This is a genomic window from Moritella sp. 5 (assembly GCF_018219455.1).
Lineage (GTDB): Bacteria > Pseudomonadota > Gammaproteobacteria > Enterobacterales > Moritellaceae > Moritella.
Map to the genome: position 1 here is coordinate 906,428 of NZ_CP056122.1, position 20,316 is coordinate 926,743.

Sequence of the window (20,316 nt, forward strand, 5' to 3'; positions counted from 1 at the left end):
ATTAAATGACTTCTTTTATTTTAACTATTTTTTACCACCAAAAAGCCTGACGACTAGTACAAAAAACATAGGTACAAATAGTGTCCCTATGAATGTTGAAACCAGCATACCACCAAGTACAGCAGTACCAATTGAGTGCTGAGCAACAGAACCAACTCCAGAAGCAATAACCAGTGGTACAACCCCTAAACCAAATGCCATTGACGTCATAATAATCGGTCTTAATCTTAATTTAACCGCTTGCGCAACTGACGCAATCAGATCGCCATTTTCTTCATACTGTTGTTTCGCAAATTCAACAATCAAAATCGCATTTTTTGCCGTTAATGCCATTGTCGTTATAATGGCAACTTTGAAGAATAAGTCATCATTAATTCCCCTTAGCCATATTGCAACAAAAGCACCTAATACACCAAAAGGCACCGCTAATATAACTGAAAAAGGAATAGTCCAACTTTCATATAGCGCTGCTAATACAAGAAATACAAATAATCCAGAGAGTGCATAAAGCCATATAGTTAAAGAACCAGACTCTTTTTCTTCTAAAGCACTCCCTGTCCATTGGACATCATAGCCAGGTGGTAATTGAGCAAGTATATCTTCAACCGCATTAATTGCCTCTCCGGAACTATATCCATTACCAACCTGAGTTGATATTTCAAGTGCTAATTTACCATTAAAATTAACATAGGTTGATAGTGCACTGGTAAACTTACCTGACGTAAACTCTTTAAAGGAAACCATTTCACCAAGGGTGTTTTTAACGTACCACTGCATGAGTCCATCGGGGTCCATTCTATAATCATTTTCACCCATTACAATAACAGGACGTATTTGATTATGATCTAGATAGTCATTCACTCTCAAGCTAGCTTGTACAATATTAATCGTTGAATCAATACGACTTATCGGAATATTTAATGCGTTCAACTTATCTTGATCTAGAGTTATTTGATAAATATTATCTTTTTGGTCTCCACCACTACTCACTCGTAGTTCCTGAAGCGCAGGATAATTAGCAGCCAGGTCAAAAAATTGCTGTTTAGCATCCAGCAATCTGTCTGGCCCTTGCCCACTAGAATCAACTAATGCGAACTCAACACCATCAGATGATCCACCAAGGTCAAGTTCTGGGAGGGTAAATGCAAAAACATTGGCATTTTTAATCGATGCACCAAATGTCATAATCCGTTGTACTACAGACTCCGCTTTTAGATCATCAGAGTTTCGCTGCTTAATATCTTTGAGCTTGATATAGGCTAATGCAGAAGTTCCATTAAATCCCGTTAAATCCCCGAAGTCGGCTACCGCTGGATCTTGAGAAATGAATTGTCCCAGTTTTGCTGATACTTCTCGCGCTTGTGCTATCGTGGTGTTCGGTTTCATATTACCAATAGTAATAATGGTATCCGATTCTTCATTTTCGATGAGCGTACTTGGTATCGTATTAGCAAAATAAGCACTGAGTCCGATACACAATAAAAATAATAATGAAAAAACAGCACTACGTTTAATAATTGTAATAGTCATTGCTTCATATTTTTTGCTTAACGTATTAAATCCTTTATTAAACCAACCGAAAAACCCTTTGCTATGATCACCTGTTGATGGTTTTAGTAAAGTTGCACACAATACGGGGGTCAATGTCATCGCAACAACCACGGATAAAAGCATCGCTGTTATCAACGTGATTGAAAATTGCTGAAAAATAACCCCGACACTACCGGGCATAAAGGCCATCGGCATAAATACGGCAGAAATAGATAAACCAATACCGATTAATGCTGAGGATATCTCGTCCATTGATTGTTTCGTTGCTTGATATGGTGTTAGCTGTTGTTCATGCATCAAACGTTCTACGTTTTCAACAACGACAATAGCATCATCAACTAACAAACCAATCGCAAGTATTAATGCATACATGGTAAAAGTGTTTATTGAGAAGCCCAATAAATAAATAATTGATAAAGTACCAAGTAATACGATTGGTACGGCAATCGATGGAATTAACGTTGCTCTTACACTTTGTAAGAAGAGGTACATTACTAGAAAAACTAAAACGACGGCTTCAACTAAGGTACTTAATACATTACCTAATTGCGCTTTAATTTTAGGCGAGTTCTGTTTAAGGAATGTAAGCTCCATTCCTTGGGGCAATTGAGGTTGTAACCGTTCGACTAAGGCCTTAAGTTTAGCCTCCATATCTATAATATTGGTCCCATTTTCAGGATAAACCATCACGACACCCATAGGTTTACCCTTAGGTGTTGCTTTTCTAAATAAACGGAGCTGGTTAATATAATTATCATAACCAACTTCGATACGGGCCACATCTTTAAGTTTTACTTGCCCACCTTTCTTATCATTTTTAACGACGATATTACCGAATTCAGCAGGCGTTTTTAATAAATTCCGAACATTCACTTTTATGAGTAACTGTTGATCTTTCTTTGTTGGTGACTCACCAAAATAACCCGATGCAACTTGGCTATTCTGTGTTTGTATATGGGACACAATATCAGATGGAGATAATTTGAAACGAGCAAGTTTTAAAGGGTCTAACCAAATGCGCATTGCATGCTTAGGAGATACTCCATGTACACGGGCAACACCCGGTACCCGACTAATATCGTCGATGAGCACTGTATTGATGTACTTACCAATATCACCATAGCTATTTTCTGTGGTTGATGTTAATGCTAATAGAGTAGAAAAAGATTTACCCGTTTGACTAACATTAATCCCTTCACTTCTGACACTATCAGGTAGCTGATAGGTAATACCCTGGACTTTATTCTGTATGTCCATATAGGCTTTTTCAGGCTCAACGCCAACGTTAAAATAAACTGCAATGTTTACATTACCATCGTTAGTAGAGGAGGAACTAAAATATCGCATTCCCTCAATACCCGTTAAGTTCTGCTCTATTTTTGACGTGACACTATTTTTAACCGCATCCGCAGAAGCACCGCGATATTGGGTTGATATAGTGATAACTGGCGGGTTTAGTGACGGATAAAGAGTAACCGCCAGCTTATTAAAGGCTAATAGGCCAAGTAACATTATAAGTATGGAAATAACCCAAGCAAATACCGGTCTGTCTAAGAAAAAACGTGCCATTATTTAGCCTCTTCTTTTTCTATTGTGGCTGTATTTTTGGGTAGTTCACTAATAATCACTTTTGAGCCGGGCCTAATTTTGACAAGGCCATTCACAATCACTTTATCATTTTCTTTCAATCCCGATGTTACCCGCCAATGATTATTGAACGATTGCGCGACACTAATTACTCGCTGTTCAGCTTCGGATGCATCGTTAACAATATACACTGCTGGTCGGCTCTGAGAATCAAAAAATACTGCTTTCTGTGGCACTAAAATCGCTTTGGGATCTGTACCAACATTTAATAATGTATGGACAAACATGCCTGGAAGAATATTTTTATCGGCGTTATCAAACTTCGCTTTTAAGTGCACAGTACCTGTATTTTGATCGACGAATATATCAGAAAAAAGTAGCACTCCTTTTTCCATATAAGGGGTACCATCACTGAGCACAATGTCAACTGTGGCATTTTTATTTAATTTTAATTTACCACTCGCAATCTCGCGCTTAAACTTTAAAAATTCATCACTCGATTGACTCATTGTTACTTTAATTGGATCGATTTGTTGAATAATAGCTAAGGGTTGTGCCTGATTAAGCTGAACTAGTGCCCCTTCAGTAAAATAAGATTCCCCAATAATGCCTGATATTGGCGCTTTAACGTGCGTATAAGCAAGCTGTATTTGTGATCTATTCACATTGGCTTTTTGTACATCAACATTTGCCTGCGATTTTTTATAATTAAGTAATGCTGAATCGTAATCTTTTTTACTTGTGACGCTTTTCGTTAGCAACAACTTTTGCCGCTTGTATTCATTGAACGCAGTGTTCATCGATGCGGTCGCACTTTCTAAATTAGCATTTGCACTGGTTAATTCAGCTTGATAAATATCGGAGCGAATAGTATATAAAGAATCACCTGCTGTGACCTTACCACCTTCTTTAAAGTTCACAGATTCAATAATACCGCCAATTTGAGGACGAACTTCAGAAATTTTATTCGCTTGGCTACGACCCGGTAATTGAACTAGAATAGCTTGCTCTGTCGGCTTAATTGTAATGATATCGACCGCGATAGGTGGCGGTGCAGACTGATCCGGAGATCGTGTCTTATCATCGCAGCCTAAAACAAAAATGCTAAGCACTAACGCTGCTAATAGGTTACGCGTTTTAGTCACTATGTACTCCAGTTATTTTTTATTATGTATTAAATTACGAGGTTGAAAATGAGCGGTAAACGATTAAACCTGCTACAGCGGTATCCATACCTTCAAGGCTGGTTGGATAGTATTAAAGGCAATTAGTTCAGGAGCGGATAGAATTTAGTACCTTAGTTAGGTAATAACGTAAGGTTTAAGGTTAAGTATACCTAAATGATAAAAAGCCAATAAACAGGAGTCATTATATCCTCAATATCTATTGGCTTTGTATTGGCTTTGTATTGGTTTTGTATTGTTTTGTAAACTAATCGTAGATTAGATTAACCGATTATTTAGCGGCTAAATAATCCAATACTACTTGGTGATGGTCTTTAGTCTTAAATTTGCTGTAGTCACCTTCTAATGGCACAGCTTTTAGCGATGCAGAAGTGAATACATGTTCAATAACACCTTGTTCATCGATTAAGAAAGACAGACGGTGAATACCATCAAATTCTTTACCCATGAATTTTTTCAGGCCCCAGATGCCGAACTCGTCTGCGACTGCATGGTCTGGATCTGAAAGTAGACTAAAGTTTAATTCATCACGAACACTGAATTTAGTTAGGCGAACCACTTCATCTGGACTAATGCCAACGACTTCTACATTTAACGCCGTTAATGCTGTGATATGATCACGTATCTTTTGCGCTTGTGTTGTGCAACCCGGTGTCATTGCTTTTGGATAGAAATAAGCTAGGACTTTTTTGCCTGCGAATGAATCAAGAGAAATGCTTTCATTATGTTGGTTGATCAGAGTAAACGATGGTGCTTTATCACCAGACTTTAAAGTTTGCATGAATATGAGTCCTAACTATTAATAAATCGTATGTGGCTATTGTGCGGGAGTTTTTGCATCTCGACAAGGGGCTATTGGCAATCGACATTAGCGTATTAATAAAACAGTGATAAATATTATTTAATGAGGTAACAGTGCAAACATTGACGCAATTGTGGACTCTGCTTAATCGTTTGAACCGGTTTAGTTTTAAAGTTAACGCTGACAATGAATCCGTTACGGGTTGGCAAGGTGAAGGGCAGGGCTTAATTAAACGCCGCAGTAGTGGTGAAACAGAACCGAGCAAGCCTGAATCGGGTGCCATTGTTGAAACTATCGAGCGTGGCGATTACTACGTATCAGCCGATCGTAAAGTACCCATGCACAATCAATATTTGTGGCAATTCGAGGGCGACTATATTCGGTTAACCCATTTACGATTTGGCTGGGATAAACCGGTATTTTTGTTTGATATTATTGAAAATGGCCAAGGTGAATTAGTCACGCGTCAGTCACATCAATGCGCGGCAGATAATTACGATGCCTCGTTTGCATTATCCCCAGACAGTCTTGTGATGCAGTGGCGTATTCAGGGGCCTAAGAAGCGTGAAGTTTTAGATTATATTTATTCGGTATAATGTTCATTCTCGCGTTAGCTTTTTATTGTTTAGATCTATAATCATGTGTTTAAAACATACTCTATTTATAATGTAACTACTTGTTAGGTTTCATGAACTAAAAAATTATAAAATCCAATCCAATTACAATCGCACCTCCAAAGTGGTACGAGCTCTTTATGAGATGAATTTTACCGCTACCGCATCACTAAATAACAATGTATTAATAATAAGGTTTTGTATTTATACGGTTTTTTATTTTTAATTAACAGCATTGTAAATGGAGTTTATAATGAAAAAATATTTCTTGTTAATTGTTGTAGGTTTGATGGCTATCGGATTTGCTCAGGCAGACGGTATAGCATCAAAAAGCCAATTATCTATAGTCAATACTCAGCATCCACAGTTATCACAGATGCAGGATGTAACCGAACGTCCCCCAATGACATTACCTGAGCTGACAACCTATCCTCGCCTAAAGCGGTTTACTATGTTGTCGGATGCAGCAATACCAAATATTAATGAAAGTTGTTCCGTAACTGAATTTAGCAGCCGAACAGGCAGGAGTTTGAGCGATTACGTGACTGGGATTTCCAGCGACTGTATTAATAAACAATTTTCTGTAACTGACTCCGATGCAGCCAATATTTTTAATGAAAATAATATGCTCACAATTATGAATTCTTTCCGTTCAGCGAGTAGCTGTTACAAGGGCAATAACGATAATAACATTCTTAATTTAGTGATGTTCTTAAGGGCAGGTTACTACGTTCAATATTATCAACGTGATGCTGTAGGTGAGTACTCTGATGCTATTAAACAGTCGTCTTTGAGCGCATTAGATGAATTTTTCAAAAATGAACATTTTACTGATGTAACAGATGAACATGGTAAAGTGCTTTCTGAAGTATTAACACTGGTGGACAGTTCCGGTCACAATGCCGATTTTATTGATATTGTGAAAGATATATTGGTACGTTTTGATAATAGCTGGAATGATTCACGTAATATGAGTGCGTCGATTAACTCGGTATTTACTGTCCTATGGCGGGGCCAATGGACAGATGATTTTGCTGAACACCTTGCAAGAGATAGTAGTATTGTCGATACCCTCAAAGTGTTTATTGATAAACAGGACTATCTTATCGGCACCGATCATGAGTATTTAGTCAATAATGCGACTAAAGAGCTAGGGCGGATGCTTAAGTATGCACCTTCAGTACAAAATAAGGTAAAACCTTACTTACTTGAATTACTCCGTCATAATAGTATGAGTGGTCGCGGAAGCGGTATCTGGTTAGCCGCTGCAGAAATGGTGGACTATTACGGTAATTGTGAAGAATACAATATCTGTGGTTATAAAAAACAATTGGAGCAACAAGTCCTTTCTATAAGTTATACATGTAGTCCGACAATTCAGATCCGTGCTCAGTCTATGAATCAGGATGAGCTAAAGCAGTCATGTGAACAAATGGCGAAGGAAGAGATTTATTTCCACGCAAAACTTAATACGGGTTATCAGCCAGTGACGGATGATCATAATTCGGCACTGGAAGTGGTGATCTTCAATGATTCTGCTAATTATAAACAGTACGCAGGCACTTTTTTTGGTATTGGCACTGATAACGGTGGCATGTATCTAGAAGGCGAACCTTCTACTCCTAATAATCAAGCGCGTTTTATCGCCTATGAAGCGGATTGGATCACAGATCGCTTTGAGGTCTGGAACCTTAAGCACGAGTATGTTCATTATCTTGATGGGCGATACAATATTAAAGGTAACTTTAACGATTCAACAAAAGAATCGACTATCTGGTGGATTGAAGGCCTTGCTGAGTATATATCGCACGGGGATGATAATAGTGATGCAGTTGAAGTTGGTAAGAACAATAATTATCAATTAAATGAATTATTTATGAATGATTACAACAGTGGTCAGGAAAGAGTTTACCGTGGTGGTTATCTAGCCGTTCGTTATATGTTTGAAAAACATGCTGCGGAAGTTAACAATATTTTGAATGAATTACGGCAAGGTAACTTCAGTAACTACGCCAGTTATATGTTATCTATTGGTGACATTTATAATTCAGATTTTAGTTATTGGTTGACGGAAGTTGGCAATAGTAATAGCGGTGGTAATAACAATAATGGTGGTAATAGCATAGGCGCGTGTATTACTCCTGAACAAGCGAATGGTACTTTAAGTCTTAATACACCTATCTGTGGTCTGTCTGGTACTGATTTAGCTTATTATTACTATTATGTAGAAGAAGCTGGCACTTTGTATTTTTCTACACAGGGTGGCAGCGGTAATGCTGATCTTTATTTTAGTGACAGCTCATGGGCAACTGATACTAATTATACTTTATCGTCGGTACAACAAGGGAATAATGAGCTGATCAGAGTGGATGCTTCTGCAGGTTGGGTATACTTGACGGTCAAAGGAGAACCCGATTTTTCCCATATAAAATTAATGGTTAGTAATATTAACCCTCAGTTACCAGTTAACACTTGCACCGCTAGCGAAGACACTGATGGTACGTTAACGGCAGGCCAAGCGGTTTGTGTTACCTCTGAACACCCCGAATACTTTGCTTACTATGTCGAAGATGATTCGACGCTGTTTTTTAGTACTGAAGGTGGTGAAGGTGATGTAAATCTTTATTATAGTGGCGTTACTTGGGCATCAAAAGATAGCTATCAACAATCCTCAACCAATAGTGGTAATCGTGAAGAAATTACAGTGCATGCCAGTAAAGGCTGGGCATATCTCACTTTAGATGCCGCGGAAGCATACAGAAATGTGAGAGTAAAGGTTTCAACCTATTAGCATAGTCTGAATTTTTATGTTTATGATTCCTCGCTTAATGAAGAGGAGCTTGCATATATTTTAAATATTTTTAGCCGTACGAATAATAAATTGGGAGTTAAAGGTTAGGCTGGTTTAAGAAATAGTTTTTTGGCGGATAAAATAAGCAGGCCTAAATTTCGTATTGAGAGTATGTATTAGTTGATATTTACATTTAAACTGGACTTGGTAGTTGTTTATTTTGGTAGGTTCGAATTGTGTAGATTTATCTATTTAAGTGGTGGTGTCTACTAGTCTTTCATAATACCTATCCTATAGTTGTAAATAGCAATGATTATCACTACACTTCTTGTTGTTTGGCATTTTTGGCCTAGATTCGATGACAAGGAAGTATGATGAAAAAAGTAAATTGGAAGCGGGTCAACCGTAAAACGCACTATTGGGGAGCGGCAATTATCGCGCTGCCTATATTGGTTGTGCTGATTAGTGGATTATTACTGCAAGTAAAAAAAGAATTCACTTGGGTTCAACCCGCGAGCATGAAAGGGGAAGGCAAAGTGCCGCAATTATCTTTTCAACAAATATTAGATATCGCTAGCACAGTACCTGAAGCAGAGATTCATGGTTGGAAAAACGTAAGTCGTATGGATGTTAGGCCTTCTAAAGGGATTGTGAAAGTAAAGGCTAAAAATAAAATTGAAATTCAAATTGATAATATCAGCGGTAAGATCTTGCAAGTTGAGTATCGACGTTCAGACCTAATTGAATCGTTACACGATGGTTCATTTTTTCATGAACATGCTAAATTATGGCTATTTTTACCTGCTGCCGTGATTTTACTGATACTGTGGATAACCGGGATATATATGTTCTTAATGCCGTATATATTGAGACGTAAAAATCGTAAGAAGTTGGAAGTAAGGGACGTGAATCTAAACTTGTCATCATCGATGAATTAATATGTTGTACCGTCTGAGATAATAAGATTAGGCGCGGTTAGTATATTTGCGATTAACCGCGTTTTTTGTTTAAGATGTTGTTGTTTTACTTTCAACAATGAATTGATAATCGGCATCTAAATACAGGCACAGACTTGCAAGTTCGGCTTCTAATTGCACAAGATCGCAGCCATGTGTAGTATTTAAAGTGAAATTAGCTTTTAACACGTCCGAACTTTTATCACTGCTTAATACTTCTGAGCGTAATCCCGCTAAATTAAGATTATTCTTGGTAAAGAATAAGGTGAACTGTTCGATAAGACCTGTTGAATCAGGGATTGTCACTTCTACTTCAATAGTATGAGCGTAACTAATCGGTTCGTGATGCTCGGTGCGTTTCATCATGGTGATTAAATCGAGTTCTTGGCTCTTTAATGGCAAGCTTGATTCAAGTTGGATCATGGCATTCCATTCGCCAGACAGAAGCATCATCAAGGTAAATTCATTACCAAAAATAGCCAATTTGCTATCAACGATATTACAGCCGCAATTACTTACGTGTCCAATCAGTTTATGTACGATACCGGGACTGTTGCTGCCAAGGGCGGTGATAACTAAATTTTGCGTCATTTTCTTCCTGATAAATTAAGGTAAACAAGTAGAGCATGATATACCCAAGCAACTTCAAGATGCAACAATCCGTAAGCTTATCAACCAGCATATTGATGTTGTCATGCATATAGCCAAAATATGCTTGCGGCAACCGACTGGTACTATTACTATGCCACGTGTTTTATAGTTAGTTATCACAAGGCCAATATGTTAACAGGTAATATCGTCGCACTTATTACTCCTATGCTCGACAACGGAGACGTCGATCTTTGCTCTTTACAAGGTTTAGTTGAATATCATATCCAGAGCAATACTTCAGCGCTTGTAGTGTTAGGTACCACTGGCGAGTCGTGCACATTTACCCAAGATGAGCACCTTTCCGTGGTTAAAGAAGTTCTGGACATGGCGCAAGGTCGTATCGCTATTATTGCTGGTTCAGGGTCAAACAGTACCCGAAACGCCATTACATTAAGTCAAGAATTACACAAACTAGGCGTAACTGCCGGACTTTGTGTCACGCCTTATTATAATAAGCCAACCCAAGAAGGCTTATACCAGCATTACAAAGCGATAACAGAAGCCTGTGATTTACCTCAGATTTTGTATAATGTACCGAGTCGTACAGGTTGTGACATTAGTGATGAGATCGTGATTAGATTAGCGGAACTTAATGCTATTATAGGTATCAAAGATGCTACCGGTGATTTAATGCGTTTGACTCAGCTTAAGCCTTGCCTACCGGATGATTTTTTACTATATAGTGGGGATGATGCAACGGGCTGTGAGTTTATGTTGCAAGGTGGTAACGGGGTTATTTCTGTTACCAGTAATGTGGCTGCGGATGCCATGAGCCGTATGTGCGGGTTTGCATTAGCGGGACTGCGCGAAGAAGCGACTGAAATTAACAATAAATTAATGCGTTTACACCAAGATTTATTTGTCGAAGCTAACCCAATCCCGGTAAAATGGGCGTGCAAACAGTTATCTTTGACGACAACGGCTAATTTACGGTTACCATTAATTGAATTAGATCAGCAATATCATGCTCAAGTGAGTGCGGCACTCGCGCTTGCAGTGGACGCATAAATTTTTGAATTAGGGAATATTAATACTATGACTATGTCATCAACAGGTCACCGCTTGACTATCGCGAAGCGTTATAGCGTTATCGCGTGTGCTATTTTAGTCAGTGCTTGTTCAGGAACAGATACAAGACGTCAAGCAAATCAAGAATTTGAATATTTAAATCAAACAGTCAAACCAGAGTTGGTGATTGCAGACGGACTTGATGCGCCTTTGTATACACAGCGTTTTGATGTGCCTGAATTAGCCGAAGGGACTGAAGATTACCCTATGGGTAAGGCTGTTGATGTACGTTCTCCGGTACAAATATTGGCGTTATCACCATTAGTACGTGTTCAAGAAGGCAGTGAAAATGTCACGGTTTGGTTTAATAGCCGTAGTTCACAAGATGATATTTCTGCGCAGGTCTGGACATTGTTAGCGAATTTCTTAGCCGATAAAAAAGTCGCTATTGCTAAACTCGATGACGTGAATCATACACTAGAAACTGATTGGTTAATTAACCAAGAAACGTTTGATGAATTTAGAGAAGTATCTGAATACGAATTAAAGCAACGTTATAAGTTCACGCTATTAACGGGGGTAAATAAACGTACTGTGGGTCTGCAAGTGGACTTGATTGACCATGAAGAACGTTTAGATGGTACTAAGGTTGATAACGTATTAAGTAAAGGCGATAGCCGTCGTTTTGCTGTTCAAATGTTAAACCTACTTAATATCTATTACGAAATTGATCGTATTGAGGGTAAAAACAAAGAAACTGAACAGCAAAAAGCATCGAAACTTAAAATTGATTTTGTTGATCAGAAACACCCTGTTATTACATTGAATATTCCGTTTGATGATGCTTGGAAATTATTACCAATGGTATTAAACAAAGTAGGAATGACGGTTGAAGATGAAGATAAACTTGCAGCCACGATGTTAATAAGCTTTGACGAACAAACTGATGATTATTGGATTGACAATAAGATCACACGCGTGACATTAGCGGAAGATGATTACCGCATTCAAGTCGGTGAAATTAATGGGCATACTTCAATTGCTTTCTTTGGTGACGATAAGCAACCTTTGTCAGCTGAAGTGATGAGCCAATTATTTATTAGTTTGAAAGATGCGGCAGATGTATTACGTGCCGAGAAAGCGGCTGAATAATCGCACTTACACACCTTGCGTGTTAGTCATTGAATAAAAAAGGGCCTATTGTATCAGTACATAGGCCCTTTTTATTACGATGTTGTTATAGGTAATCGTGACATAGCAGTTACTGAATGTTATTTGTCTGTGTCTTTCTTGTCGTTATCTGGCATTGGTTTTTTATCGTATTCGTTACGGTATTCATTGTTATATTCTTGCAGCTCGTCTTCATCATCCGCCAATGCTTTGGCATTTTCACCAGCATCAAGATGTAAGCTTTTGTTAAATTGGTGTTCAATTTCTTCTGGTATCTTCATTTTCATGTTTGCGGTATATTTTAACGCCATGATCGACCCTATAATAAAACCTAAGGCCACTAGAATAATGAGCCAAACCATAAATCCTCCTGTTGTTATGCGAGCGTTATCTAATCGTAATTGAGCGTTGTTGCTCGATATCAATTGGGTGCTGAAACGTTACTTATGTACTGGGTATAAATACGTTCTATATTCGTTAAAACAGCTGTTTTACCATGAATGTCCGCATTGCGGATAGTGTCGATGACTAGCGCTAATGTGTATTCTTTTTGTGCATCTACTGCGATGGGTAAGTAACTTAAATGCCAAGGCTCGCGTGATACGCCGCCGAGATCTTGTTGATAGGGGCGATAGAAACCACAGTCGGCAATATTGTCATCTAGCCAAGCAGAAAAAGATGCTAAATAGCCCCCTTCGTCATATTCTTGTGGAACCAGTTGTAATTGATAACCCTGAGGTAACGCGCTGTAGTCACAGACATCTATTTCAGTCCCCCAATGATGGCGGCTTGCGCCGGGTAGCATCGACCAACGTAATATAGCGAATACTTTTTCTTCTTCACTAAGTATAGCTGGATTTAATGGCTGACTGTCATGATCCAGAATGGGTCTTAGGCCACTAAATTTATTATTCCAAATATGCAGTTGTTGTTCAAAAGAGCGAAAACTCGATACTACATCGAGATTGAATCCTGCGTGTTTTGCCCGCACTTGTAACTGTTGAAATGCCGCTAATACTTGCTGGTGGATAAGCTTAGGCTGTGACGGTAGTTCAATCACATGACTTTGCACTTGTCCTGTTAATTCAAGTTCAGTCAATGGGGGGTGGACTATTGATGTTGTCATTGACTATATTACCGTTCGGTCATTGTGGCCGAGGTCGCGTTCTGGGGCGATAATGTCACGAACTCGTTGTTTTAATACTTTGGCTTCGGGGAAACCGCCGTCTTGTTTACGTTCCCAAATCAGTTGCTGATTGCAATGGATCTCAAAGCGACCGCCTGTGTCTGGGTGTAAGCTTATTTTACTTATCTCTTCACCAAAGGTATGCAGGAGTTCTTGTGTTAGCCAGGTAGAGCGCAACATCCAGTTACACTGTCGGCAATAGTAAATATCAATTTCAGCTTTGATCTCTGACACAAGTAAGGTCCTCTTTTATTAATATTACTTATCCTAGCGTACTATTACTTATCTTAACGTCAATAGTTGCTGGTGGATATGATTTTTATACCCAAGTGACTTCATGTCTTAAAGATACTCTTCATTCGATTTTCTGGTCGTGCATCTTGAAGTCGCTTGGGTATATTGCTTATTTAGGGTACACTTCGGCCTCATTTTCAGCATCGGTTTTTTTAATGTATAGCATTTTATTTCAGAATAACGATTTCTTGGTTATCAACAAAGCAGCGGGCATTGGTTTTCATGATGAAGACGGCGTTGATGGTATTTGTTCTATTGTCAGAAAGGATATTGGCAGATTAGTTTTTCCAGTACACCGTCTAGACAAAGTGACATCAGGATTGTTGTTACTGGCTAAATCATCAGAAGCGGCTGCTAAATTAGCGAAGTTATTTGAATTGCACGAAATCCAAAAGTATTACTTGGGTGTTATCGATAGCAAACCAAAGAAAAAACAAGGTTTAGTGAAAGGCGATATGGAACGTTCACGTCGCAGCATGTGGCGCTTAACTAAAACGCTAACTAGCCCTGCTGTTACGCAGTTCTTTACGCAAAGCATCGGTGATGGCAAGCGTTTAGTGGTATTAAAACCACACACAGGTAAGACGCACCAGTTACGCGTTGCATTAAACAGCCTAGGTAGCCCTATTTGCGGTGATCCGCTGTATCAAAGTGCTGATGCTTGGAAATACGATCGTGCTTACTTACACGCTTATTGCTTACAGTTTACCCTTGATGGTGAAGACTTTAGTTTTGTTGCTGACGAATTCAGTGGTAAAGAGTTTGATACTGCTGCATGTAAAGAAGCATTAGTTGCTTATGCACAGCCTGAGACTTTAGCTTGGCCAAAAGTATAATCACTTTTTAGACTGACTAAATAAAAAACGGCCAACGTAGTACTCTTTATCGAGTAATGCGTTGGCCGTTTTTGTTAGCAACTAAAAAGCTGTATTCAAATTAGAATAAGTCAGCAATCATCGCTTCTAGTTTGTTTTGGTCAATAGCGAAGTTACGGATACCTTCAGCTAGTTTTTCAACTGCCATTGGGTCTTGGCTGTGATCCCAACGGAATGCTGCTTCAGTTAGCTTCGCTTTTGGTGCGACTTGTTCAACTTCTGAGAATAGAGCTTGTGTTACAGGCTCTGAAGAGTTTTGTAGTTCTTCTAATAGCTGTGGTGCAATTGTTAGACGATCACAACCAGCAAGGGCTAGGATCTCACCTGTGTTACGGAAGCTTGCGCCCATAACAACCGTGTTATAACCCGATGCTTTGTAGTAGTTGTAAATAGTGCTTACCGAGATAACACCTGGATCGTTAGCGCCTTCATATGTTTCGCCCGTTTTCGCTTTGTGCCAATCCATGATACGGCCAACGAAAGGAGAGATTAGGAATACGCCTGCTTCAGCACATGCTTGCGCTTGTGCGAAAGAGAATAGTAATGTTAAGTTACAGTTGATGCCCATTGCTTCAAGTTGTTCTGCTGCGCGGATACCTTCCCAAGTCGACGCTAATTTGATCAGGATGTTTTCTTTTTCAATACCGACTGCTTTATATAATTCGATCAGTAATAACGCTTGTTTCACACTTGCTTCAGTGTCATAAGAAAGGCGCGCGTCAACTTCTGTCGAGATACGACCTGGAATTGTCGTTAAGATCTCTTTACCAATTAATACAGCAAGTTTGTCACATGCAAGCGCTACTTGTGTTTCTGGCGTTGCATTTTCTTTAGCGTAAGCAATTGCTTGTGCTACTAATGGTTGATAAGCCGGTAATGCAGCTGCTTTTAAGATAAGTGATGGATTTGTCGTCGCATCTTGAGGCTGGTATAATTTAATTGCGTCCACATCGCCTGTATCTGCAACAATAGTGGTTAATTTACTTAGCTGTTCTAACTGGTTACTCATTATTTTATTTCCACAATTATATTATTGATCGGTGTAAGGGCTTACGTCACTATCATTAATATTGATTATAATGTCAATACTATAAAACTAGACTGCTGCAAACCTGACTGCTTGCGAATCTTAGCTTTAATGAAATAGCGGTAATTTCTGAGTTGTATCTTAGCATAACTTTCATTCGAAAGTATGTAGGCTTTCATCACGTTTTTTATACAAAAATATTACTTGCAATCACATTCTGCTACGGTATGTTATTTGTATATAATAAATAGGATATATGAGCAACGTAATGGAAAAAGACACTTTAAATAATGTGCATATTTGTTCTGAACAAGTATTGATGACACCTTCCGAGTTAAAAGTTAAATTACCTATTTCGAATCATGCCCTTGGCTATATACAAACGGCCCGTGAAACGATTGTTAATATTATCGCTGGTAAAGATAAACGTTTACTCGTGGTGTGTGGTCCTTGCTCAATTCATGATGATAAAGCCGCGTTAGAATATGCTCACAAATTAAAAGCTCTGCATGACGAATTAGGCGATCAGCTGTATATCGTGATGCGGGTGTACTTTGAAAAACCACGTACAACAGTTGGCTGGAAAGGCGCAATTAATGACCCACACATGGATGGTTCATTTGATGTTGAAACGGGTTTAATCAATGCGCGTAAATTATTAATTACGCTTGCTGAAATGGAGATCCCAACAGCAACAGAAGCACTTGATCCGATTAGTCCACAATACCTTGCTGAGCTATTTTCTTGGTCTGCGATTGGTGCACGTACTACTGAGTCACAAACTCACCGTGAAATGGCTTCAGGCCTTTCAATGCCTGTTGGTTTTAAAAATGGTACTGATGGCAGCTTATCAACCGCAATCAATGCGATGAAGTCGGCGTCACATTCACATCGTTTTATGGGTATTAATCAAGACGGTCAAGTTGCATTACTCCAAACTCAGGGGAATCCTGATGGTCACGTGATCTTACGTGGTGGTAAGCAACCAAATTATGACTCAGTTGCTGTTGCATTAGCAGAGCAAGACATGGTCAAAGCGGGTTTACGCCCAAGCTTGATGGTTGATTGCAGTCATGCTAACTCAAATAAAAACCACGAATTACAGCCATTAGTGGCTAAAAATGTGATTCACCAGATCCAAGAAGGCAATAAGTCGATTATCGGTGTCATGATTGAAAGTCACTTAAAGGGTGGTAACCAATCGTCAGAACAACCGATTGAAGATATGGTATACGGTGTCTCGGTGACGGATGCATGTATAGACTGGGATACGACAGATACATTATTACGTGAAACAGCAATTGAATTAAGTGGCTGTTTAGCTAAAAGAACATAGTCTGTAGGTCGTACATATCTAAGTAAATAGTACGACAAGGACGTCATGAGGTGCATGGTCAGTGGAACTAGATCCGTTAGGTAAGTTAAGAGATAAAATAGATGATGTTGACCAGCAGTTGGTCGACTTATTAGCGCAACGATTAGCGTTAGTGGCTGAGGTCGGTGAAATAAAAAGTGAGCATGGCTTACCTATTTATGTACCTGAACGTGAAACCGCGATGTTGGGAAAACGACGTGAAGAAGCGGAAGAAAAAGGTGTGCCTGGAGATCTGATTGAAGATGTACTGCGTCGTGTTATGCGTGAGTCGTATGCATCTGAAAAAGACTCAGGTTTCAAAACCGTAAAACCAGATTTGGGTCGTATTGTGGTTATCGGTGGTGCGGGTAAGTTGGGTATGCTGTTTGTGCGTATGTTCCGCCTGTCTGGTTATCAGGTTGATATTCTTGAGCAAGGTGATTGGGATAATGCTGACACTTTATTTGCCAATGCAGGGCTTGTGGTTGTCTCGGTACCCATTAATCTAACTGAAACTATTATTGCGAAGTTAGGCCGTTTACCCCCAAATTGTGTATTGGCTGATCTCACCAGTATTAAGAATAAGCCGTTGCAATCGATGCTGAATGCGCACGAAGGCCCTGTTGTCGGTTTACATCCGATGTTTGGCCCTGATGTTGGTAATTTGGCGAAGCAAGTTATTGTGTGTTGTGATGGCCGTGGTAAAGAGCAATACCAGTGGCTGTTAGAGCAAATGCAGATCTGGGGTGCGCGTATTTATGATGTTGATTCTAAGCAACATGATGAAGCGATGACTTTGATCCAAGCCTTACGTCACTTTACAACGTTTGTATATGGCGCACATTTGGCAGAAGAAAATCCAGATTTACAGCAATTACTGGACCTGAGTTCGCCAATTTATCGTTTAGAATTAGCTATGGTGGGGCGTCTGTTTGCACAGGACCCAACGTTATATGCAGACATTATTTTAGCGTCAGAGAATAATGTGGCGATGATCCGCCGTTATGCAGAGCGTTTCATGCAAGCTGCCGAGATGTTAGAGCGTAACGATAAAGAGGGCTTCATCCGTTCGTTCGAAATGGTATCAGATTGGTTTGGTGATTATTCAACGCAATTCTTGCAAGAAAGCCGCAACCTATTGTTACAAGCAAATGATAATCGCCAGTTCTTTGGGTAGATAATGACGCAATAGTCTAATTAATATTTTTGAAGGCAAATAAAAAGAGCATCTCGATGATGCTCTTTTTTATGTGTCATTTAATGTATTTAAACTACAATCGTGCACTTATAAATGACATTAATGAACTGATATAATTATAGTAGTTCTTCAGGTACATCTGTAGCGGTAACATCTTCACTCGGATAACAACCTAATACTTTTAGTTGGTTGGTAATACGGGTAAGTTGTTTAATTACATTTTGCATTTTTTCGGATTGTAAATTAGCTACGACATCAATATAGAACATTTCCTCCCAAGGGTTACCTTGGATAGGGCGTGATTCTAATTTCGTCATATTGACGTTTTGTTCGCGTAATACTAACAAGGCTTCTACTAAGCAACCCGCTTGTTGGCCTGTAGACATTGTGAAGGTGGTTTTTGCTGGTATTTGTACCGCCACATCAACGGGCTTGCGTGCCACAACAATAAAGCGGCTGTAGTTTTCAGTTTGATTTGCTAAACCGGTGCGAATAGGTTGTAAACCGTACAGCTCACCACCGGTAATACTGCCAATTGCAGCGATATTTTCGCTGTTAAGCTCTTTTACTTTTGCCATTGCTGCTGATGAGCTGTCCACAAATTCAATTTTAATGTGTGGGTGTGCACTTAAAAACAATGAACACTGCGCAAACGGTTGTGGATGGGCATAGATGGTTTCAATTTTTGACAAATCAGTATCACAAGTAGTGATTAAACTGTGTTCAATTGGCTGTGTTAGTTCACCAACAATCGATAGCGTTGTGTGTTGCAATAGATCGTAAACATCATTAATGCTGCCTGAAGAGGTATTTTCAATCGGTAGCATGCCGTAGTCAGCTTGACCTTTTTCTACAGCTGTGATGATTTGTTGGAATGTCGGGAAGCCTAATTCTACTAAGCGGTCATCTTGACGCGCAAAGTATTTTTTACACGCGAGGTTTGAATAAGAGCCTTTGTCACCTAGAAAAGCAACGCGTGCGACTGATACCGCGGCATTTGGATTTTTAATTTCTTGTAAAAAAGCTTGCTGTAATAGTACTGAATCTTCAAGAACTGTATGGTAAATGTTCATGATGTAATTGCTATCTAGACCAAGTTCACGACCTTGATTAATTAAACGCACTAGTAGTTGTTGCTCACGATCTTGATCGCGTACTGGTTTGCTCGTCGATTGCTTGCTTTTTGCCACTTCAATGGCTAATTCTCTGCGTTCGGATAATAGTTTTAATAAATTATTATCAAGCGTGGTAATGCGAGTTCTAATATCGTTGAGGTCTGCCATGAAATAGGATCCTTGTGCGTACTCTATAAGGTTATTTGGATATATGTCTAATAGTGCACATTTATTTATAATTGATTGCTTAATTTATTTATCTAGCGGGGCAAAGTCAAGGTGTCTGGAGCAAACTACAGAAATAAAAAAGCGCAGTCTTATGCTGCGCTTTTTTGTTGTTCCTCTAATAAAGAGAGAATCAGGAAATTTTAGTCTTCGTGTTAATATTCTGCGAGCTCTAATTCATCGTCAGAAATTTTTTCAACAGGGAGTTCTTCACCACTAATTACACCTGCGCGACACTGCTCTTTACCGCTTTTATGCGCGGAGTGTTTCTCGCTGTATTTATTTAATTGACGCTCTAGCTTTTGGCCTAAAATCGTAATAGCAGCGTAAAGATCTTCTCCTTCAGAAACTGCGAGTAATTGGCCTTGAGGAAGATGAATGCTAGCCTCAATTTTTTTAACGTTATTCTTGTCTTTCGTAATCGTTACGTGCGGATTAATCATTGGAATATTGAAGCGTTCTAACTTCGCATATTTCATCGCAAGTTTTTCTTGCATAGGAGCCGTAACTTTAATTTCTTTACTGGTTATTTCAAATGTCATAGACATCTCCTTGTGTAATACCCTTAAATTGGTTCAACTTCAGAATACGACTTTCAGGTTTAAATAAAGTGATCTGGATCACATTTAATAATTTAGTTTTTGAAAGCCCTTAAAAATGTGACGTATTAAGCATTTATAAGCATTTATGTTAAATTCGTTGTCTTCTACTTCATGCTTAGGCATTAT

At 39.0% G+C, this 20,316-nt stretch carries 18 protein-coding genes; 8 read left to right on the top strand and 10 right to left on the bottom strand.

Annotated features, from left to right (window positions below; translation table 11 throughout):
* Positions 1–24: 24 nt before the first annotated feature.
* The 3 genes from HWV01_RS04205 to bcp all read right to left on the bottom strand — a co-directional run bounded on the left by HWV01_RS04205 (position 25) and on the right by bcp (position 5,103).
* On the bottom strand, positions 25–3,120 hold the full coding sequence (locus HWV01_RS04205; protein WP_211674207.1) for an efflux RND transporter permease subunit: 3,096 nt from the start codon (positions 3,118–3,120) through the stop codon (positions 25–27).
* Positions 3,120–4,283: an efflux RND transporter periplasmic adaptor subunit gene (locus tag HWV01_RS04210; protein ID WP_211674208.1), complete on the bottom strand. Its 1,164-nt coding sequence runs from the start codon at positions 4,281–4,283 to the stop codon at positions 3,120–3,122. The genes HWV01_RS04205 and HWV01_RS04210 overlap by 1 nt, the downstream gene beginning before the upstream one ends.
* Before the next feature lie 310 nt (positions 4,284–4,593).
* A complete protein-coding gene (gene bcp, locus HWV01_RS04215; protein ID WP_211674209.1) occupies positions 4,594–5,103 on the bottom strand; it encodes a thioredoxin-dependent thiol peroxidase in 510 nt (169 codons plus the stop codon).
* 134 nt (positions 5,104–5,237) lie between these two features.
* Here bcp and HWV01_RS04220 point away from each other — a divergent pair, with 134 nt between their 5' ends.
* The 3 genes from HWV01_RS04220 to HWV01_RS04230 all read left to right on the top strand — a co-directional run bounded on the left by HWV01_RS04220 (position 5,238) and on the right by HWV01_RS04230 (position 9,467).
* Positions 5,238–5,720, top strand: coding sequence for a DUF6314 family protein (locus tag HWV01_RS04220; RefSeq protein ID WP_211674210.1), 483 nt, complete (start codon positions 5,238–5,240; stop codon positions 5,718–5,720).
* 271 nt (positions 5,721–5,991) lie between these two features.
* Positions 5,992–8,529, top strand: coding sequence for a M9 family metallopeptidase (locus HWV01_RS04225; RefSeq protein ID WP_211674211.1), 2,538 nt, complete (start codon positions 5,992–5,994; stop codon positions 8,527–8,529).
* A gap of 371 nt (positions 8,530–8,900) precedes the next feature.
* The gene (locus tag HWV01_RS04230) at positions 8,901–9,467 is read left to right on the top strand and encodes a PepSY domain-containing protein (RefSeq protein WP_249185437.1); all 567 of its coding nucleotides are present in this window, start codon (positions 8,901–8,903) and stop codon (positions 9,465–9,467) included.
* Between the two features lie 69 nt (positions 9,468–9,536).
* Here the strand turns inward: HWV01_RS04230 and HWV01_RS04235 are convergent, their stop codons facing one another.
* The gene (locus HWV01_RS04235; RefSeq protein ID WP_211674212.1) at positions 9,537–10,076 is read right to left on the bottom strand and encodes a glycine cleavage system protein R; all 540 of its coding nucleotides are present in this window, start codon (positions 10,074–10,076) and stop codon (positions 9,537–9,539) included.
* A 189-nt stretch (positions 10,077–10,265) separates the two neighbouring features.
* On the opposite strand from HWV01_RS04235, the gene dapA reads away from it, so the two are divergent.
* A complete protein-coding gene (gene dapA, locus HWV01_RS04240; RefSeq protein ID WP_211674213.1) occupies positions 10,266–11,144 on the top strand; it encodes a 4-hydroxy-tetrahydrodipicolinate synthase in 879 nt (292 codons plus the stop codon).
* A 27-nt stretch (positions 11,145–11,171) separates the two neighbouring features.
* Entirely contained in the window at positions 11,172–12,296 is a 1,125-nt protein-coding gene (bamC, locus tag HWV01_RS04245; protein WP_211674214.1) for an outer membrane protein assembly factor BamC, read from the top strand.
* 119 nt (positions 12,297–12,415) lie between these two features.
* Here the strand turns inward: bamC and HWV01_RS04250 are convergent, their stop codons facing one another.
* From HWV01_RS04250 to HWV01_RS04260, 3 genes are read right to left on the bottom strand one after another with little or no spacing between them, the layout of a single operon-like run.
* Entirely contained in the window at positions 12,416–12,676 is a 261-nt protein-coding gene (locus HWV01_RS04250; protein ID WP_211674215.1) for a DUF2897 family protein, read from the bottom strand.
* A gap of 59 nt (positions 12,677–12,735) precedes the next feature.
* Complete coding sequence (locus tag HWV01_RS04255) at positions 12,736–13,440, bottom strand: M15 family metallopeptidase (protein WP_211674216.1); 705 nt, start codon at positions 13,438–13,440, stop codon at positions 12,736–12,738.
* A 3-nt stretch (positions 13,441–13,443) separates the two neighbouring features.
* A complete protein-coding gene (locus tag HWV01_RS04260) occupies positions 13,444–13,680 on the bottom strand; it encodes a SelT/SelW/SelH family protein (RefSeq protein WP_249185537.1) in 237 nt (78 codons plus the stop codon).
* Positions 13,681–13,949: 269 nt separating this feature from the next.
* Here HWV01_RS04260 and HWV01_RS04265 point away from each other — a divergent pair, with 269 nt between their 5' ends.
* On the top strand, positions 13,950–14,630 hold the full coding sequence (locus HWV01_RS04265; protein WP_211674218.1) for a TIGR01621 family pseudouridine synthase: 681 nt from the start codon (positions 13,950–13,952) through the stop codon (positions 14,628–14,630).
* A gap of 100 nt (positions 14,631–14,730) precedes the next feature.
* Here HWV01_RS04265 and tal read toward each other — a convergent pair whose 3' ends face one another.
* Entirely contained in the window at positions 14,731–15,678 is a 948-nt protein-coding gene (gene tal / locus HWV01_RS04270; RefSeq protein WP_211674219.1) for a transaldolase, read from the bottom strand.
* A 286-nt stretch (positions 15,679–15,964) separates the two neighbouring features.
* Here tal and HWV01_RS04275 point away from each other — a divergent pair, with 286 nt between their 5' ends.
* A complete protein-coding gene (locus HWV01_RS04275) occupies positions 15,965–17,032 on the top strand; it encodes a 3-deoxy-7-phosphoheptulonate synthase (RefSeq protein ID WP_211674220.1) in 1,068 nt (355 codons plus the stop codon).
* Between the two features lie 61 nt (positions 17,033–17,093).
* Entirely contained in the window at positions 17,094–18,227 is a 1,134-nt protein-coding gene (tyrA, locus tag HWV01_RS04280) for a bifunctional chorismate mutase/prephenate dehydrogenase (protein WP_211674221.1), read from the top strand.
* Positions 18,228–18,364: 137 nt separating this feature from the next.
* Here tyrA and HWV01_RS04285 read toward each other — a convergent pair whose 3' ends face one another.
* Both HWV01_RS04285 and hpf read right to left on the bottom strand, forming a co-directional pair.
* Entirely contained in the window at positions 18,365–19,531 is a 1,167-nt protein-coding gene (locus HWV01_RS04285; RefSeq protein ID WP_211674222.1) for a chorismate mutase, read from the bottom strand.
* Positions 19,532–19,743: 212 nt separating this feature from the next.
* Positions 19,744–20,130, bottom strand: coding sequence for a ribosome hibernation-promoting factor, HPF/YfiA family (gene hpf / locus HWV01_RS04290; protein WP_067039704.1), 387 nt, complete (start codon positions 20,128–20,130; stop codon positions 19,744–19,746).
* Between the last annotated feature and the right edge of the window lie 186 nt (positions 20,131–20,316).

What these genes read in the sequence shown, in the direction of transcription:
- HWV01_RS04205 (WP_211674207.1), bottom strand. Translation starts at nt 3,120, where the DNA reads ATGGCACGTTTTTTCTTAGACAGACCGGTATTTGCTTGGGTTATTTCC.
- bcp (WP_211674209.1), bottom strand. Translation starts at nt 5,103, where the DNA reads ATGCAAACTTTAAAGTCTGGTGATAAAGCACCATCGTTTACTCTGATC.
- HWV01_RS04225 (WP_211674211.1), top strand. Translation starts at nt 5,992, where the DNA reads ATGAAAAAATATTTCTTGTTAATTGTTGTAGGTTTGATGGCTATCGGA.
- HWV01_RS04230 (WP_249185437.1), top strand. Translation starts at nt 8,901, where the DNA reads ATGATGAAAAAAGTAAATTGGAAGCGGGTCAACCGTAAAACGCACTAT.
- HWV01_RS04235 (WP_211674212.1), bottom strand. Translation starts at nt 10,076, where the DNA reads ATGACGCAAAATTTAGTTATCACCGCCCTTGGCAGCAACAGTCCCGGT.
- dapA (WP_211674213.1), top strand. Translation starts at nt 10,266, where the DNA reads ATGTTAACAGGTAATATCGTCGCACTTATTACTCCTATGCTCGACAAC.
- bamC (WP_211674214.1), top strand. Translation starts at nt 11,172, where the DNA reads ATGACTATGTCATCAACAGGTCACCGCTTGACTATCGCGAAGCGTTAT.
- HWV01_RS04250 (WP_211674215.1), bottom strand. Translation starts at nt 12,676, where the DNA reads ATGGTTTGGCTCATTATTCTAGTGGCCTTAGGTTTTATTATAGGGTCG.
- HWV01_RS04255 (WP_211674216.1), bottom strand. Translation starts at nt 13,440, where the DNA reads ATGACAACATCAATAGTCCACCCCCCATTGACTGAACTTGAATTAACA.
- HWV01_RS04260 (WP_249185537.1), bottom strand. Translation starts at nt 13,680, where the DNA reads ATGTTGCGCTCTACCTGGCTAACACAAGAACTCCTGCATACCTTTGGT.
- HWV01_RS04265 (WP_211674218.1), top strand. Translation starts at nt 13,950, where the DNA reads ATGTATAGCATTTTATTTCAGAATAACGATTTCTTGGTTATCAACAAA.
- tal (WP_211674219.1), bottom strand. Translation starts at nt 15,678, where the DNA reads ATGAGTAACCAGTTAGAACAGCTAAGTAAATTAACCACTATTGTTGCA.
- HWV01_RS04275 (WP_211674220.1), top strand. Translation starts at nt 15,965, where the DNA reads ATGGAAAAAGACACTTTAAATAATGTGCATATTTGTTCTGAACAAGTA.
- HWV01_RS04285 (WP_211674222.1), bottom strand. Translation starts at nt 19,531, where the DNA reads ATGGCAGACCTCAACGATATTAGAACTCGCATTACCACGCTTGATAAT.
- hpf (WP_067039704.1), bottom strand. Translation starts at nt 20,130, where the DNA reads ATGACATTTGAAATAACCAGTAAAGAAATTAAAGTTACGGCTCCTATG.